Origin of the sequence: Nocardia sp. NPDC005366 (assembly GCF_040606855.1) — a bacterium.
Taxonomy (GTDB): Bacteria; Actinomycetota; Actinomycetes; order Mycobacteriales; family Mycobacteriaceae; genus Nocardia.
This window is the reverse complement of sequence record NZ_JBEXFQ010000001.1, coordinates 159,013-172,239: the sequence shown is the minus strand read 5'-3', so window position 1 is coordinate 172,239 and position 13,227 is coordinate 159,013. Positions and strand designations below refer to the sequence as shown.

Below are 13,227 nucleotides of genomic sequence, written 5' to 3'. Positions count from 1 at the left end.
CGTTGGCTTCCGCGAGCGCCGCCACCCGGGTGGCGGCGCTCGCCGACGGCCATCCGGCGCCTATCCGAGGTACACCCCTCAACGAGCCCGGTGAGAAAGCCAGGGGAAGTCGGGGCTTGTCGACCGCCACGTCCAAACTTAGCGTGGCATTGAAATTAGTTGTGGCACAACTAATTCAATGAGATGAGTGCCCCTGGAAGTGGGGGCGGACGATAGGAAACGAACGTGCGGCGAACGCTGACGACCTGCGCCCTGCTGGCGACGATCACCCTCTCGACGGCATCCGGTGCGGCGCAGGCCGGCCCCCATTCCGGGCTGCCCGTCGACCCGATGACACACATCGACACGCCTGAGCGTGCCGACACGGTGGGGATCACCATCCCGCAGCCCGGCCCGGGTTCGGGCTCAGCCGACCAGATCCCATACGCCTTGTTCATATTGCTGGCAACCGGATCCGCCGTCCTTTTCCCCGCCGAACCAGGTCATTGCGGGGTGCTCTGCGGGTGAGAGCTCGCACCACGCGGTGATATCCGGCATCGCCGCCGGAACACTGAAGGGCCACCGCGAGCTCCTGGCACGTGGCGGGAGGTCATGATGTCCGAGCTTCCCCCCACTGCCGGAGGGCTCGAGGTTCACCCCGAATACCGGACAGGGATCGCCCGGTTCCAGCCGAAACGAGGTCGAACACGTTCACGCTCAGCGCGGGAGGGTCGACGCGCTCGCCGCGTCGACGGCCGGAGCCGGGGGAGCCAACTTGGCGTAGTCGAACAGCGTGCCGCTGAGCAGAAGTTTCAAGGCCCGGACGGTGGTGTGGTAGCTCTCGGGGGTCGCGATGGCATGCTCGTTGAGACCTCGAAGCAGGACGTAGATCGCATCCGCCGCATCGTCGACGGTGGCTTGCGCGCCCAGCGCTCCCTCCTGACGAGCCTGTTCCACGATGTCGACGATCAGGTCACGCAATGTGTTGAAAATCGTCTCGCTGTTCTCGGCCAAGTGCAGATGTTGCGCGCTTTCGGCACGGATCGCACGGTCGAACGCCGCCGCGTAGGGGTAGTCACGCATAAGCCGCTCACCCTCGTCCAGCACTGCCATCAGCTTGTTCAACACGCCCTCTGTCCTCGCCGCCGCAGCGACCAGGCCCGGAACGGCGACGTCCGCGAGTTCGAGGAACGTAGCTTTCATGAGCTCGGCTTTGTTGGGAAAGTAGTGATAGAGGCTGCCGCTCGTCATATTGGCCATGCGGGCGATTTCTCTGATCGTCGCGCGCGAGTAACCGACCTCGGCCACACAGCGCATCGTGGCCGCGACGATGCGCTGGCGGGTCTCTTCACTATTGGCGCCGACCGGTCGGCCCAGAGACGGTGAACTGATCACCAATGCGCCCCATTCCTCGACCCTATTGCTTCGACCCTGTTGCTTCGTCCCGCGTTGATTTCGAGGGCGGCGGTCCACTCGGGGCCATCCGCCCTCGAAATCAAGTGCTTGATCAATTATAGGCGAGCTGTGTGGTGCGTCATGATGGGGCGGTCACTTCAGATCACTCATGCTCTTGCCCACGTCGGCGAGCGTCAGCGGCTTACCGAAATCCTGGGTGTACTTGTAAGGGGTGAAGCCGCAACGGAACTGGCCGTTGTTGGGCTTGAAATCGGCGGACTTCCACCCGTCCGGGGTGGCCTGCTGCACGTTGAAGCAGCGCGTCTGTTCGACGAGCGGGCGCGACAGGTCGACCGGCGCCTGCAAACCACCGCCGGTCCACGCCGTCTCTTTCCGCGCGGCGTTGTAGACGCACGCCCTGGTCAGGTTGTCACCACAGCTGGTCGCCGACTCGGCGAACAGCAGCCACGCCTGGAAGGCCCGCAGCACCTGATAGGTGATGTGACTGCTCGGCGCGTACTGCTCGAACAGATCCTTCAACTGCTGGATCGCGGGAGTCGTCGCCGCGGCGTCCAGCGCAGCGGTGCCGTTGAGGTCGGCGACGTTGTTCTGGGTTCCCAGTGAACTCTTCGCGCCGTCGAGGAAGGTCTGGTTGTAGGCGTTGGCATTGGCGTCGATCCAGTCCAACTTGTAGTTCATGCTGGTGAGGATGTCCTCGAGTTTGGCCAGGTAGCGGAAATCGCCGAGGAAGATCAGGCCCTTCACATTATTGGACTTGATCGCCTGCGCGTACGGGGTCCAGTCCGAGACGCCCGCGGCGGGGTACAGATCGCTGTAGACGACCTTCGCGCCCGAGGCCGTGAACGACTCGGTGAGCTTGTCACCCATCACTTTCGTCAACGGCGAATCGCCGTTGATCATCCCGATGGCACCCAGCGAATCCGGGTAGGCCTCTTCGGTAAGCCATTCGTACAGACCGGAATACGGGTTGACGGTTTCCGATAACGACGATCCCGCACCCAACTGCAGGTCCGACCCCGTATTCGCCGTCTGTGTCACCTGCGCGGGAAACTCCGGCAGCAGACACGAGAGCCGATCCTTCACACCGAGACCATCCAGCGCCGCGCTACCGCCCACGAGGAAGAAATCCTCGCGGCACGCCTCGAGCATCCGCTGGCGCACCTCCATCAGGTTGGTGTCGCGCAGGTTCGCGCTGATCTTGCGGCCGTTGATACCGCCAGCGGCGTTGCACCAGGAGGTGAAGACCTTCGCGGCGTCGACGTAATCCGGGTTCTTGGTGAACCCGATATCGGAGAACATGCCGACTTCGATCTCGGTCGCCGTAACCCCCTGCGCCGAGACACTTTTCGCATTACCCGGCCGACAGATACCGGTCAGGTTTCCGAAGTTGCCCGAGGCGGCCTGCCCCGACGAGCCGCCCGCGCTGGTCTCGGTGCTGCCGCCCTCGCGACCACAACCCGCTGCCACCAGCGCGATCGCGATCAGGGCAACGACTATTCGCTGCGCTTTCACCGTATTCCTCCTTGTCGGCTCGACGACCGGATGCGGGGATGCCTGCCGCACTCCGCGGACTCATCCGGTCAGGGGCCTGGTTCTGTTGGCCGCCAGCGCTATCGGCGCTGTTGTCCGCTGATGTCGGCCGGTATCGGCAACGGGGCGGCTCCCGGCGCCGGCGGAAGACCCCAGGTGACGAACGCCATCGCCGCCATGGCGTAGGTGCCGACGACGAAGATCAGTTCCATCGCCTGATGCATGCCGAGGGCATCGACCAGGCGTTGCCACATCTCCCACGTCGCGTGACCGTCGACAAGCAATTCGTCGGTGATCTCGAGTACCAAGCGGTCGTCGCCCTCGAAGCCGTCGTTGCCCGCCGCCAGGCGGGTGATGTCGTCCTCCGATACGCCGCCACCGACCGCGATCTTGACGTGCTGGCCCCACTCGTAGGCGGAGCGATGGGTGCAGGCAACGCGCAGAATGGCCAGCTCACGCAGACGCAATGGCAGCTCGCCTCGGCGCAGAAGGTAGGTGTTGAACCTCAAGAAGGCGCGTGCCAACTCCGGGTGGTGTGCGAGCAGGCCGACGATGTCGAATTTCAGTGGGTCGTACTCGTGGCCGGAGCCCGCGCGCGGAACCTTCTCACCGGGAATGCCGAGCAGCACACCGAAAGCGGCATACTCCGCGTCCCCCCATTGCGCTGCCGACAGCGGCGCCAGCCGGGGTCCTTCGTGCTCAGCGGTCATGTTCTTCGTCCTCCGTTGACACCGATGATCTGGCCTGTGATGTATGAGGATTCGTCCTGGCACAAGAACACCGCCGCGTTGGCGATGTCCTCCGGACGCCCGGCCCGCCGAACAGGCGTGATACTGACGAAGTGTTCGAGGCTGTCGGTGAATTTGCCTTCGGCGATAGCTTTTTCGAGCATCGGCGTCACCACCATGCCGGGTGGAATCGTATTGACGGTTATTCCCCGCGGGCCCAGCTCGAGCGCCAAGGCCTTGGTGAACCCGATCAACCCGGCCTTCGAGGCGACATAGGCAGCCATGTACGACTGCCCGCCCTGAGCGCTCGATGACGAGATGTTGACGATCCGGCCCCACTTGGCGTCCTGCATATCGGGCAGCGCCAGCTGCGTGCAGATGAACGGCCCACGCAGGTTGATCGCCATGACGCGGTCCCACAGGTCATCGGTGAGTTGTGTGAACTTTCCGAATTGTTCGATACCGGCGTTGTTGATCAGGATCAGGATCGGGCCGAACTCGGCTCGGACCTTGCCCATCGCGGATTCGACCTGTTCGCGGTCGGAGACGTCCACGACGTAACCATCGACTGTGGCGCCCTGCTCACGTAGTCGGGTTACCTCGGTATCGAGCTGATCGGCCTGGATGTCGAAGATGGCGACTTTGGTGCCGCGAGCGACGAGGGCCTCGGCGATCGCCAGTCCGAGCCCGGATGCCCCGCCGGTGACGATCGCGGTAGTTCCTTCGAAAGCCATGAAAGTCGGTTCCTTGATCGATATCGATTGATGCCGTCTGCCACGATGGAGCAGCGTCTTCACTTGCCGGTGTCGGCCGGAGTGAACCGAATGTGCAGTGAGGTCAGCCCGCGCAGGATGAACGTCCGCAAGTACCGGTATCGCCGTTCGCCGGGCGGGCCGTGCTGGTCGGAGTCGATCCAGATGTCCGCCGTGCGATCGAACAGGCGTTGCAGACTGATGAGAGCCTCCGCCCTGGCCAAAGGTGCGCCCGGGCAACTGTGCGGCCCGCGGCCGAACGCGACATGGCTACGGGCATTGCGACGTTCGCTATCGAAGACATCCGGCTCGGGGAACCTGCGTGGGTCACGGTTGAGGGCCGCGTTGACCAGCATCACGGTGGTTCCCGCCGGGATGTCCACTCCGCCGATGGTGACCGGCACCTTCGAGAGCCGGAAATCGCCCCGGATCGGGCTTTCGTAGCGCAGCGTTTCCTCGATGAAATTGGGAAGCAGCGTGCGGTCCGCACGCAGTCTCGCCTGCAACTCGGGGTTCTCGGCGATGAGCATCACGGCGGTACCGAGTAAACGAACCGTCGTTTCCTGTCCCGCGGCGAACAGGTTGGACGCCACGCACACCGCATCGATCACCTCCGGCGTGCTGCCATCGGGGAACGTGGCCGTCGCGACGCCGGTGAGAACGTCGCCGCGCGGGCTCTGACGACGCTCGCTGATGTACTCGGTGAACTTGCCGTAGAGGTAGCCCAGTGGAGTGTGTTCCAGCCCCTCGCCGTTGCTGCTGCCGATCACGTTCCCCAGCAGCGCATTTCGGAAACCCTCATGGTCCGATTCGGGAACTCCGAGCAGATCGGCGATCACCAGCATCGCGAACGGGTTGGCGTAATCCTGATTGAATTCGCAATGACCGTCGGTGAGGGCCATGTCATATTGCCGGTCGGCCAGGCGCCACATGAACTCTTCGTTCTCTTTCAGGCGCTTGGGCGTGATCATCCGCGACAGCAGTGCCCGGTGATCGGCGTGAACCGGCGGATCCAAGGTGGGTAGCTGATCACTCATCGGCAACCGGTCCCGATGCGCGGCGATCAGTTCGGAAACATCGTCGCCTTCCAGCGGTACCGGAAAGCCGGGGAATGGGCCGGTGACCGATAGGCAGGACGAGAAGCTTTCGGTGTCGTTGTAGATGGCCAGCGCCTCGTCATAACCGGTGACCATCATGACGTCGTGATATTTCTCGCGCCGTATCGGGCATTCGGTGCGCAGCGCGGCGAGGTAGTCGTACGGGGCGTGCAGGACCGCGTTGTCGGTGAAGAAGTCGACGGCGTCGACGTCGGTCATGGTAGGTCCTTCCGGCCGGTCGGCGCTCGCCCCGGACTCTTCGGTCGCGCGTTCACTCGGAGATTTCGACACCGTCATAGCCCTCGAGCAGGCCGGGTTCCGGCAGCGCCATCTGCAGGTACACGTCGATGTGCCGAATCTTGCCCGCGCTGTCGAACTCATAGACCGACAGCGAATTGACTACCGAGCTGTATTCGCCCACCGTGCTACGTTCCTCGAGCTCGAGAAAGACCAGGCCGGGCAGCTCGGTGATCCGTTTGAAGGAGCCTTCCCAATCGGAAGACCTCGCCCAATTGGTCAGGAACGCAACGTAGTCATTCCAATCCATCACCTCTTTGAAAGGCCCGACACGGTCGAACTCCTCGACGGCGATCAACTCCGCCAAGGGAGCCCAACTGTCGGCGGAAAATCCGGGCTGCTTAGCGCTGTCCACCAACCGCTTCATGACCAGGCTGTATTCCAGCACTGTGCGCGACAGACCCTCATGCCTGTCGACGACGTCGCTGATCTCGTTCGATACCAAAACTGTTCTCCGTCATCGCTATCGGATTTCTCTCGGCGCCGAGTCCTTACTTGTCGGACTGCGCCGGGGTGACGCGCTCGCCGACGTCTCCCGTCGCCCGCGAGCGCCACCCGCAACGTCACATGGTCACACCGGCCTTGCTCAGGCACCGGTTGAGCGCGTCGAGGTACTCCCCGGTTCCGTGGAAGGGGCCGTGCGTGCCGATCGCGACATCGAGGAAGGGGCTGTATTCGTCGTTGACGTGCGTCTCCCAACGAAGAACCTCACCGGCGTCGTTGGTTTCCACGAAGCTGTAGGAGTAGAAGCCCATGGCGGTGCCGTCTTTCGTATGGCCCTCCCACCTGGTCTTCATCACGAAGCCGGTGTCGCCCGCCCAGTACTTGAAGTCCGACGGCTTCCAGTCCGGGAATGTGAGCGAGTAGGCCTTGGCCTCCATGGTCGCGGCTTTCGCGGTGTCTTCCGGAAAAGCACTGAGCGGGAATGCCTCGTCGCCGGTGAAGTACGGCGACGCGTACACGCCGTCCTCGGCGAATGCCCAGGCTTCGTAGGTCTCGCCGTCTTGGACACCTTGACGCAAATAGGAGTTCCGGTAGGACTCGGCCATCCGGGTGTGATGGGCGATGCGCTCTTCGAGATTCATTTTTTAGTCCTCGTGCAGGGTGGAAATAGTGATTTCAGGAGTTCGTCTCTGCTGCCAGATATCTGTCGACGACCGAGTGGTAATGGGCGATGACGATTTCTTCTCTGACCAAGGCCATGTGATCGAGCCGGTCGCTGCGCAGGCCCCGTTGCTGACGTGGCATCTGCTCGTAATCCTGCTGCAGCGCCAGGAAGTACTTGAAACTACCGGGCTCCTCGACCTCGACCAGTTTTGCCCGATACACATCGCGATTTTCCTCGGGCAGCCACATGAAGCTGGTGATATGCCAGATGCACTTATTCGGATCGCCGTCGGGGTGCGGTGTGGCCATGATTGTCGTGGCCTCGCCCGCCCGGATGGTCATGAAGAAATTCGGAAAGAGCACCCAGCCGTGATTGTCACTCATCTGCGCGTCGGTCAGCCCGCTGACGTCCAGGCCCATGCCGGTCAACGTATCGCGCGTGGCCTGCTGCAGCAGAACGCGCGCGGTGACGCCTTCCGGGAAAAGCAGCGTGCCGTCGTCACCGCGATAGCCGGCGACGAGCTCGTCGAAACGCGGCAACACCATTGCCACCGAAGGAAAGGTCTCGGGAAGCCCTCTGATACCCTCGACCTGCTCGTCCGGGCTGAATTTATCGACGTTGGCCACATCGAAGGGCGCGACGGCAACACTGTGATTGTCGAAGAATCGATACCGCACGGTGGCCGGATCGATCATGATAACTCGGAGAAGTTCGGGGTGGATGCCGGAAATGTGATAGCCCTCTTCGAAGGCGTCCATGACGACCTTCCAATTACAGTTCACACTTTCGCGGACATTGAGCACCGTCACCATCTCGTCGAGATGATATGGCGCCAAGAGTTCCGGTAGCCCATCGCCGAGGAATTCGGCCAACGGCGCCGCATCGGGATCGGGGTTCAAGAATATGAATCCAGCGAAGCAATCGACCGACACCTGCACCAGCGAGAGACCGTCTTTGCCGAAGTCCCCTTGAGCGCCTTCCCGCAGAATGCCTTTCAGATTTCCGTCGAGATCGTACGACCAGAGGTGATACTGACACAGTATGCCGCGCTTGGCGTTACCGCTGCCCACGCACAACACGTTGCCGCGATGTCTGCACGCGTTGACGAATCCGCGGATCCGGCCATCCTTCCCGCGGATGACGACGAAGGATTGATCGAAGATCTTGTACTCCTTCCAGTCGCCGACCTCCGGGATCTCATCGACTCGTCCGGCGACCTGCCACACCCGCATCCAGATCTTTTCGCGCTCCTGCGCCTGGATGTCCGGGGAGGTGTACCTGTCGGTCGGGATCCGCATCCTGTAGGCGTCTGCCGGAATATCGGCGAGACCGACTCCGGTGTCGACCCATTCTCCGGGTCGCGTTGGCCGTACGGCTTCGGTTGTCACTGATCCACCCTTTCCTCGACTGATGCGGCACCGATATCGCGGCGCCATGCCCGTGGGACGCGGCACAGGATTCCCCATGCGCGGCGAACGACGCGGGTGACGGTTGATCCCTCGAGTGCGCGGCGGCCAGGAGCGGTCGCACTGTGCCGAAGGCCACAATCTTTTATCAATCGGTTGATTGATTGATTGGAGTATTCTCGATCACACAGCCAGCTGTCAAGGATCAGTCCAGCGGTTCACCAGTCGGCACGCCGGCGAACACCGCCGCCAGAAGGTGTGGGGCCGTAGCGGACTGCGCGCACCCGCAGCAGGGCCACAGCGCACCGGTGGCACACACCGAAGGAAATCTGTGACACCTCGACCAACGATTCCGCCGACCTGGGCGGGCGGCTGTTCGATATGCGTGCGGCGGGCCGGGAAGCGACCGTATGCGTGATCGATGCCGACCCGCGCCCGCTCGAAACTCTCGGGGCCGAGTCGGCAACCCATCGTGTGAGTGTTGCTGGACGCGCTTACAAGGCGTGCGCACTCGATGCGACCAGCGCCTTCGACGCGACCGTGGAGCGATCGAGAAGTTCCGGGCAACCAACCCGGGTTTCTGGCACCGAATCAGCGTGTCGCACTGAGCATCACACGCACCGTGAGGCGATCCACCACTCGCGGGCAATCGACCTCGTCCTCGAATCCTTCACCGACGAATCGACGATTCAGCACACTATGGGGTAATCGTGAGAGGTTGGCCGGTCGGCAGGATGTGCACGGTGGTGTCCGGGGCCAGAACGGCGGCCGCGGCACGGAAGTGCTCGGGATCGCGGTCGGCTTTGGTCATGAAGCGGTCGCCGAGCGGGCCGCTGGTGAAGGCGTAGTGGATCGGGACCGCCAGACGTGGCCGCAACACCCGGGTCAGTTCGGCGGCTTGGTCGGCGTCCATCACCACTTGACGGTTGAGCGCGGGGCGGATGCGCAAGCCATTGGTCGGCAGCAGGGCCAGATCGAGCTTCGGAAACCGGCGGGCGATCTCGTCCAGTTCGGCGATACGCAGGGTGTCGGCGCCGAAGAAGATTTCCGCCCCATCGCCACGCAGGACGAAGGTGATCTCGCGAACGCCGTGGGCAGCCGGGGCCGCGGTGACCTCCACCGGTCCGAGATGGGTGCTTTGCCACGGATCCAATTCCACGACATCGGCGAACCCCGCCGCCCGCACCCTGGCGCCCAACCCCCGCACCACGGCGAACGGCACCGACTTGTCCGGATAGCCGGCCAGCGCGTCCAGATCGCAGTGGTCGTAGTGACCGTGACTGATCACCACACCCGCCAACTCCGGCAGGTGGGACGCCGCGGCAACCGAGCGCGGTTCGCCGTGACGGTAGAAGCGACGCTCCGACAACCAGGGGTCGGTGAGGATTCGCGCTCCCCCGAAGTCGAGAACAACACTGGCGTGCACGATCCGAGTCATGATGACAGACATACGATTTCCTAACAAGACGGGTGTCTACTGATAGTTGTCAGCAGACACCCGTCTTGTTAATCTGTCAAGGTGACGAACAGATCGGGAGGCCGGAATCGCAACAAGCGTGGAGAAGGGGGGAAACTGCGCGATGAACTCATCGCCGCGGCCAGTCGCCTACTGGAAACAGCCGACGGACAGGAGTCGCTGTCGCTGCGGGCGGTCGCCCGCGCGGCCGGGATCTCGCCCCAGAGCCTGTACCTGCACTTCGCCGACCGGCGCGCACTGCTCACCGCAGTCTACGAAGTCCGCTTCGCCGAACTCGCGAACGAACTCGCGGCCACATCGGCCACCGACCCGCCGACCCGCCTCCGCGAAATCTGCCACGCCTATTGCGAATACGGCCTGAGGAATCCGGGGCACTACCGAGTGCTGTTCGGGACCGCGGGCACACCGGGCTGGGAACCCACCGACGCGCAATTACCCGGCCTGCCGGTGTTCCGATCCCTCGTCGAGGCCGTAAACGACTGCGGCGGTGTCGATCGCAGCGACGATTCGAGTGACGATTCGAGCGACGATCCCAGTGACGATCCCACTGCCACCGCAATCTGCATATGGGCAGCCATGCACGGTCTGATCACCCTTCGACAGGATCGGCCCAGCTTCCCGTGGCCACCACTACCCCACCTGCTCGACACGCTCGTCACCGCCCATCTCGGCACCACACCGTGACCACCCCGCCGCCGCGGTCTGCGTGTCGGGGAACTACCCGACCCCACCCCCGCCGAGCACCGTTATCGGACCCCGGCGCCGGCTACCGATCAGCCTGTTCGCGCTCGGCCGCTCGAACCGGCAGAGGTGGCAGTTCAGGTCTGCGGCGGGGGATTGCCGGTGTCGCGGCGGAGGCGATCGTTGTCGGCGTGTAGGTCGGCGTTGGCGTCTTCGAGGTCCAGGATGCGTCCGATGCCTGCCAGGTTCACTCCCGCGGCGGCCAGGGCGATGATGCGGTGCAGGCGCGCGAGGTCGTCGCTGCTGTAGCGGCGGGTACCGCCGTCGCTGCGGGCGGGAGTGAGCAGCCCGTGCCGTTCGTACAGTCGCAGGGTCTGTACCCCGATCCCGGCGAGGTCGGCGGCCACCGAGATCGCGTACACCGCCCGCGTGGGATCGGGCAGATGCGACCGTTGTTGCTCTTCTGACACCGTTGCGCTACCTCCGAACTGCTTCTCAGATTTTCTATTCTAACTACTTGCACTCACCCACCTGAAGTGCTAAAACAAATCTATGTCAGATGGCACAGGTTATCTGACCCGAACGAAAGATTGGAGTGTGTTGGAGGTGGCGACCATGCTGATGCGTACCGATCCGTTCCGTGATCTGGACCGTCTCACGCAGCAGGTGTTCGGCACGGCGGCCCGTCCGGCGGTGATGCCGATGGACGCCTGGCGCGAGGGTGAGGAATTCCTGGTCGAATTCGACCTGCCCGGTATCGACCCCGATTCCCTCGACCTCGACATCGAACGCAATGTGGTGACGGTGCGAGCCGCCCGCCCGGAGCTGGACTCGGGCCGGTCGATGATCGCGGCGGAACGTTCCCGCGGGATCTTCAGCCGCCAACTGTTCCTGGGCGAAGGCCTCGACACCGACCATATCCGCGCCGACTACACCGACGGGGTACTGCGCTTGACGATCCCGGTCGCGGAGAAGGCCAAACCACGCAAGATCGAGATCGAACACAGCCAACGCGAGCAGCGCCAGGCCATCGACGCCTGACCACCCCGGCCCGGCAACTCATCTCGGGAGGCAGGGTCATGACCATCAACGACACCCGCGCAGGATCATTCGACACCCTCGATACCGAACTACTCGTCCTCGACCCCGACCTGGAGGTGTTGTTCGCCGAGGTTGAATTGGCCCTGCGTCGAGCCCGCCTATCGGCCCCACCGCGCGCCCCGGTCACGGCGAGCAGGGCGCGCGCGCATCCGGCGCTGCGGGAGTACTTCCAGCGGTTGCGGGGACGACGCCCATCGGCCTGGAGGGCCACCCAGCGCGGCCCTCCGCCCCGCTGGCGCCAACCGATATGCACCGCACGTCCCCAGAAAAGTGAGGTGATGCCCGTATCCGAGTAACAGGAACCAATTCCGCTGGTGGCGAGGCTGTCACGATCCCACGTCAGGCGCATTGGAGAACATCGTGCGGGAAGTTCCGTGCGCACCGCCCCACACGGGGCACAACGGGATAGGACGCCAACGCCACCGCGGACCTTCCGAAGTCACGTCACTCTTCCTTCACGGGGTGGGTCCGGACCGGCAACCGGGCCCACCCCCTCGACCAGCACCACCACCGCGCCACACGGCACCGCGGCCTGGTTCCAGGGGGCTAGGGGGAAGGGGGAAGGGGAACTACTTCTCGGCGGGAACTACCACTCGGCGCCGTCGCGAGCCTCAGCCGACCACGGACGGCTCAACCGGCGAGACGGTGATTGTCTCGACGCCGCCCGCCGTTCACCGCGCGGGTGGACAGCCCCATGACTGTTTCCCACCACTCGCTCAACGGACTGGGATCGGGCCACACCACAGGACCGGCTTCTACCTCAGCATCGGAATAAGCATTCTCTGTCATCGAAACTTCCTCGCGGCTGGATCAACTGCCCCAGTCCGACTGGCCCGCGCGACGACACTCTTCCGGTGTCCAGACCTCGGACTCGGACCGGGATGAGAGTGCTACCCACCCTACGCCGGATCAAACAGCGTCAGGGGGTTTCCCGGTGCCCGCCTCGGAGTCCGGCACCTGGTCTTGGGCATGTTGTAGTGCGGTGTTGATCCGTTGAGCTTCGGCGAGTTGGTCTTCGAGGATGATGATGCGACATGCCGCGTCCACGGCGATGCCCTGGTCGACGAGTTCGCGGACCCGGGCGGCGACGCGCAGCTGGTAGCGCGAGTAGCGGCGATGCCCACCGTCGGAGCGCTGCGGGGTCAGCAGTTTCGCGGTATCCAGAGCGCGCAGGAAGGCTTGGGTGACGCCGAGCGCTTGCGCGGCGGCTCCCATGCTGTAGGAGGGGTAGTCCTCATCGTCGAGGTTGCCGGTGTGGTTGTCCGCCGGTTCGGGCTGAGCTTGTTCCATGTACACCTGTCCGGGAAACGAGAATCGGCCCCCGGCGCGTACCGCGCCGGGGGCCCGAGGGGATTTACTTCACTAGCCGTATCCGATGATCGGCTTCGTGCTTTCGCGCCCCAGGAAGAACAAGGCGCGAGGGTTGCTGCGGCGTGACTGTCGATCACCTCCTATCGATCCGACCGGCACGGTGCCCCCAACCCTGAACGAGGGCGGTTCGGACACCACTTCGTACTTCCTGCACCCTTCCGAACGTTGAGCTTGCGCGCCCGGAAGGGGGTGTTCTGTTACTTCATCTCATCCGGGAAGTTCATCCTCTACCCGGCCTATGGGACTTTCTTCATCTGTGATGAACACGAAGATATAGCAACCGA

The 13,227-nt window shown here is 63.6% G+C and carries 16 protein-coding genes; 4 read left to right on the top strand and 12 right to left on the bottom strand.

The annotated features are described in order from the left end of the window. Positions 1–225 precede the first annotated feature (225 nt). The gene (locus ABZS43_RS00735) at positions 226–507 is read left to right on the top strand and encodes a hypothetical protein (RefSeq protein WP_355033692.1); all 282 of its coding nucleotides are present in this window, start codon (positions 226–228) and stop codon (positions 505–507) included. Between the two features lie 189 nt (positions 508–696). On the opposite strand, the gene ABZS43_RS00730 is transcribed toward ABZS43_RS00735, so the two are convergent. The 9 genes from ABZS43_RS00730 to ABZS43_RS00690 all read right to left on the bottom strand — a co-directional run bounded on the left by ABZS43_RS00730 (position 697) and on the right by ABZS43_RS00690 (position 9,763). Continuing rightward, positions 697–1,371 (bottom strand): TetR/AcrR family transcriptional regulator, encoded by a 675-nt coding sequence (locus ABZS43_RS00730; RefSeq protein WP_355033961.1) that lies wholly within the window; start codon positions 1,369–1,371, stop codon positions 697–699. Positions 1,372–1,527: 156 nt separating this feature from the next. Then, positions 1,528–2,907 (bottom strand): ABC transporter substrate-binding protein, encoded by a 1,380-nt coding sequence (locus ABZS43_RS00725; RefSeq protein WP_355033691.1) that lies wholly within the window; start codon positions 2,905–2,907, stop codon positions 1,528–1,530. Positions 2,908–3,005: 98 nt separating this feature from the next. Next, a complete protein-coding gene (locus ABZS43_RS00720; RefSeq protein WP_355033690.1) occupies positions 3,006–3,635 on the bottom strand; it encodes a carboxymuconolactone decarboxylase family protein in 630 nt (209 codons plus the stop codon). After that, positions 3,632–4,387: an SDR family NAD(P)-dependent oxidoreductase gene (locus tag ABZS43_RS00715; RefSeq protein WP_355033689.1), complete on the bottom strand. Its 756-nt coding sequence runs from the start codon at positions 4,385–4,387 to the stop codon at positions 3,632–3,634. Before ABZS43_RS00715 ends, ABZS43_RS00720 begins: the two co-directional genes overlap by 4 nt. Before the next feature lie 59 nt (positions 4,388–4,446). Further along, positions 4,447–5,721 carry a cytochrome P450 gene (locus ABZS43_RS00710; RefSeq protein ID WP_355033688.1) on the bottom strand — a complete coding sequence of 425 codons (1,275 nt, stop codon included), beginning with the start codon at positions 5,719–5,721 and terminating at the stop codon, positions 4,447–4,449. A gap of 52 nt (positions 5,722–5,773) precedes the next feature. Further along, a complete protein-coding gene (locus tag ABZS43_RS00705) occupies positions 5,774–6,244 on the bottom strand; it encodes a hypothetical protein (RefSeq protein ID WP_355033687.1) in 471 nt (156 codons plus the stop codon). 118 nt (positions 6,245–6,362) lie between these two features. Beyond that, positions 6,363–6,884, bottom strand: a complete 522-nt coding sequence (locus ABZS43_RS00700) for a hypothetical protein (protein WP_355033686.1) — start codon at positions 6,882–6,884, stop codon at positions 6,363–6,365. A gap of 34 nt (positions 6,885–6,918) precedes the next feature. Further along, positions 6,919–8,205, bottom strand: coding sequence for an aromatic ring-hydroxylating dioxygenase subunit alpha (locus ABZS43_RS00695; RefSeq protein ID WP_355033960.1), 1,287 nt, complete (start codon positions 8,203–8,205; stop codon positions 6,919–6,921). 805 nt (positions 8,206–9,010) lie between these two features. Continuing rightward, positions 9,011–9,763, bottom strand: coding sequence for an MBL fold metallo-hydrolase (locus tag ABZS43_RS00690; RefSeq protein ID WP_355033685.1), 753 nt, complete (start codon positions 9,761–9,763; stop codon positions 9,011–9,013). 69 nt (positions 9,764–9,832) lie between these two features. On the opposite strand from ABZS43_RS00690, the gene ABZS43_RS00685 reads away from it, so the two are divergent. Further along, the gene (locus ABZS43_RS00685) at positions 9,833–10,474 is read left to right on the top strand and encodes a TetR/AcrR family transcriptional regulator (RefSeq protein WP_355033684.1); all 642 of its coding nucleotides are present in this window, start codon (positions 9,833–9,835) and stop codon (positions 10,472–10,474) included. Positions 10,475–10,608: 134 nt separating this feature from the next. On the opposite strand, the gene ABZS43_RS00680 is transcribed toward ABZS43_RS00685, so the two are convergent. Then, on the bottom strand, positions 10,609–10,941 hold the full coding sequence (locus ABZS43_RS00680; RefSeq protein ID WP_355033683.1) for a MerR family transcriptional regulator: 333 nt from the start codon (positions 10,939–10,941) through the stop codon (positions 10,609–10,611). A 145-nt stretch (positions 10,942–11,086) separates the two neighbouring features. Between ABZS43_RS00680 and ABZS43_RS00675 the strand changes: the two genes are divergently transcribed. Further along, positions 11,087–11,512, top strand: coding sequence for an HSP20 family small heat-shock protein (locus ABZS43_RS00675; RefSeq protein ID WP_355033682.1), 426 nt, complete (start codon positions 11,087–11,089; stop codon positions 11,510–11,512). A 38-nt stretch (positions 11,513–11,550) separates the two neighbouring features. Beyond that, a complete protein-coding gene (locus ABZS43_RS00670; protein ID WP_355033681.1) occupies positions 11,551–11,868 on the top strand; it encodes a hypothetical protein in 318 nt (105 codons plus the stop codon). Between the two features lie 334 nt (positions 11,869–12,202). On the opposite strand, the gene ABZS43_RS00665 is transcribed toward ABZS43_RS00670, so the two are convergent. Both ABZS43_RS00665 and ABZS43_RS00660 read right to left on the bottom strand, forming a co-directional pair. Continuing rightward, positions 12,203–12,361 carry a hypothetical protein gene (locus tag ABZS43_RS00665; protein WP_355033680.1) on the bottom strand — a complete coding sequence of 53 codons (159 nt, stop codon included), beginning with the start codon at positions 12,359–12,361 and terminating at the stop codon, positions 12,203–12,205. 120 nt (positions 12,362–12,481) lie between these two features. Next, positions 12,482–12,862, bottom strand: a complete 381-nt coding sequence (locus ABZS43_RS00660) for a helix-turn-helix domain-containing protein (RefSeq protein ID WP_355033679.1) — start codon at positions 12,860–12,862, stop codon at positions 12,482–12,484. Positions 12,863–13,227 lie beyond the last annotated feature (365 nt).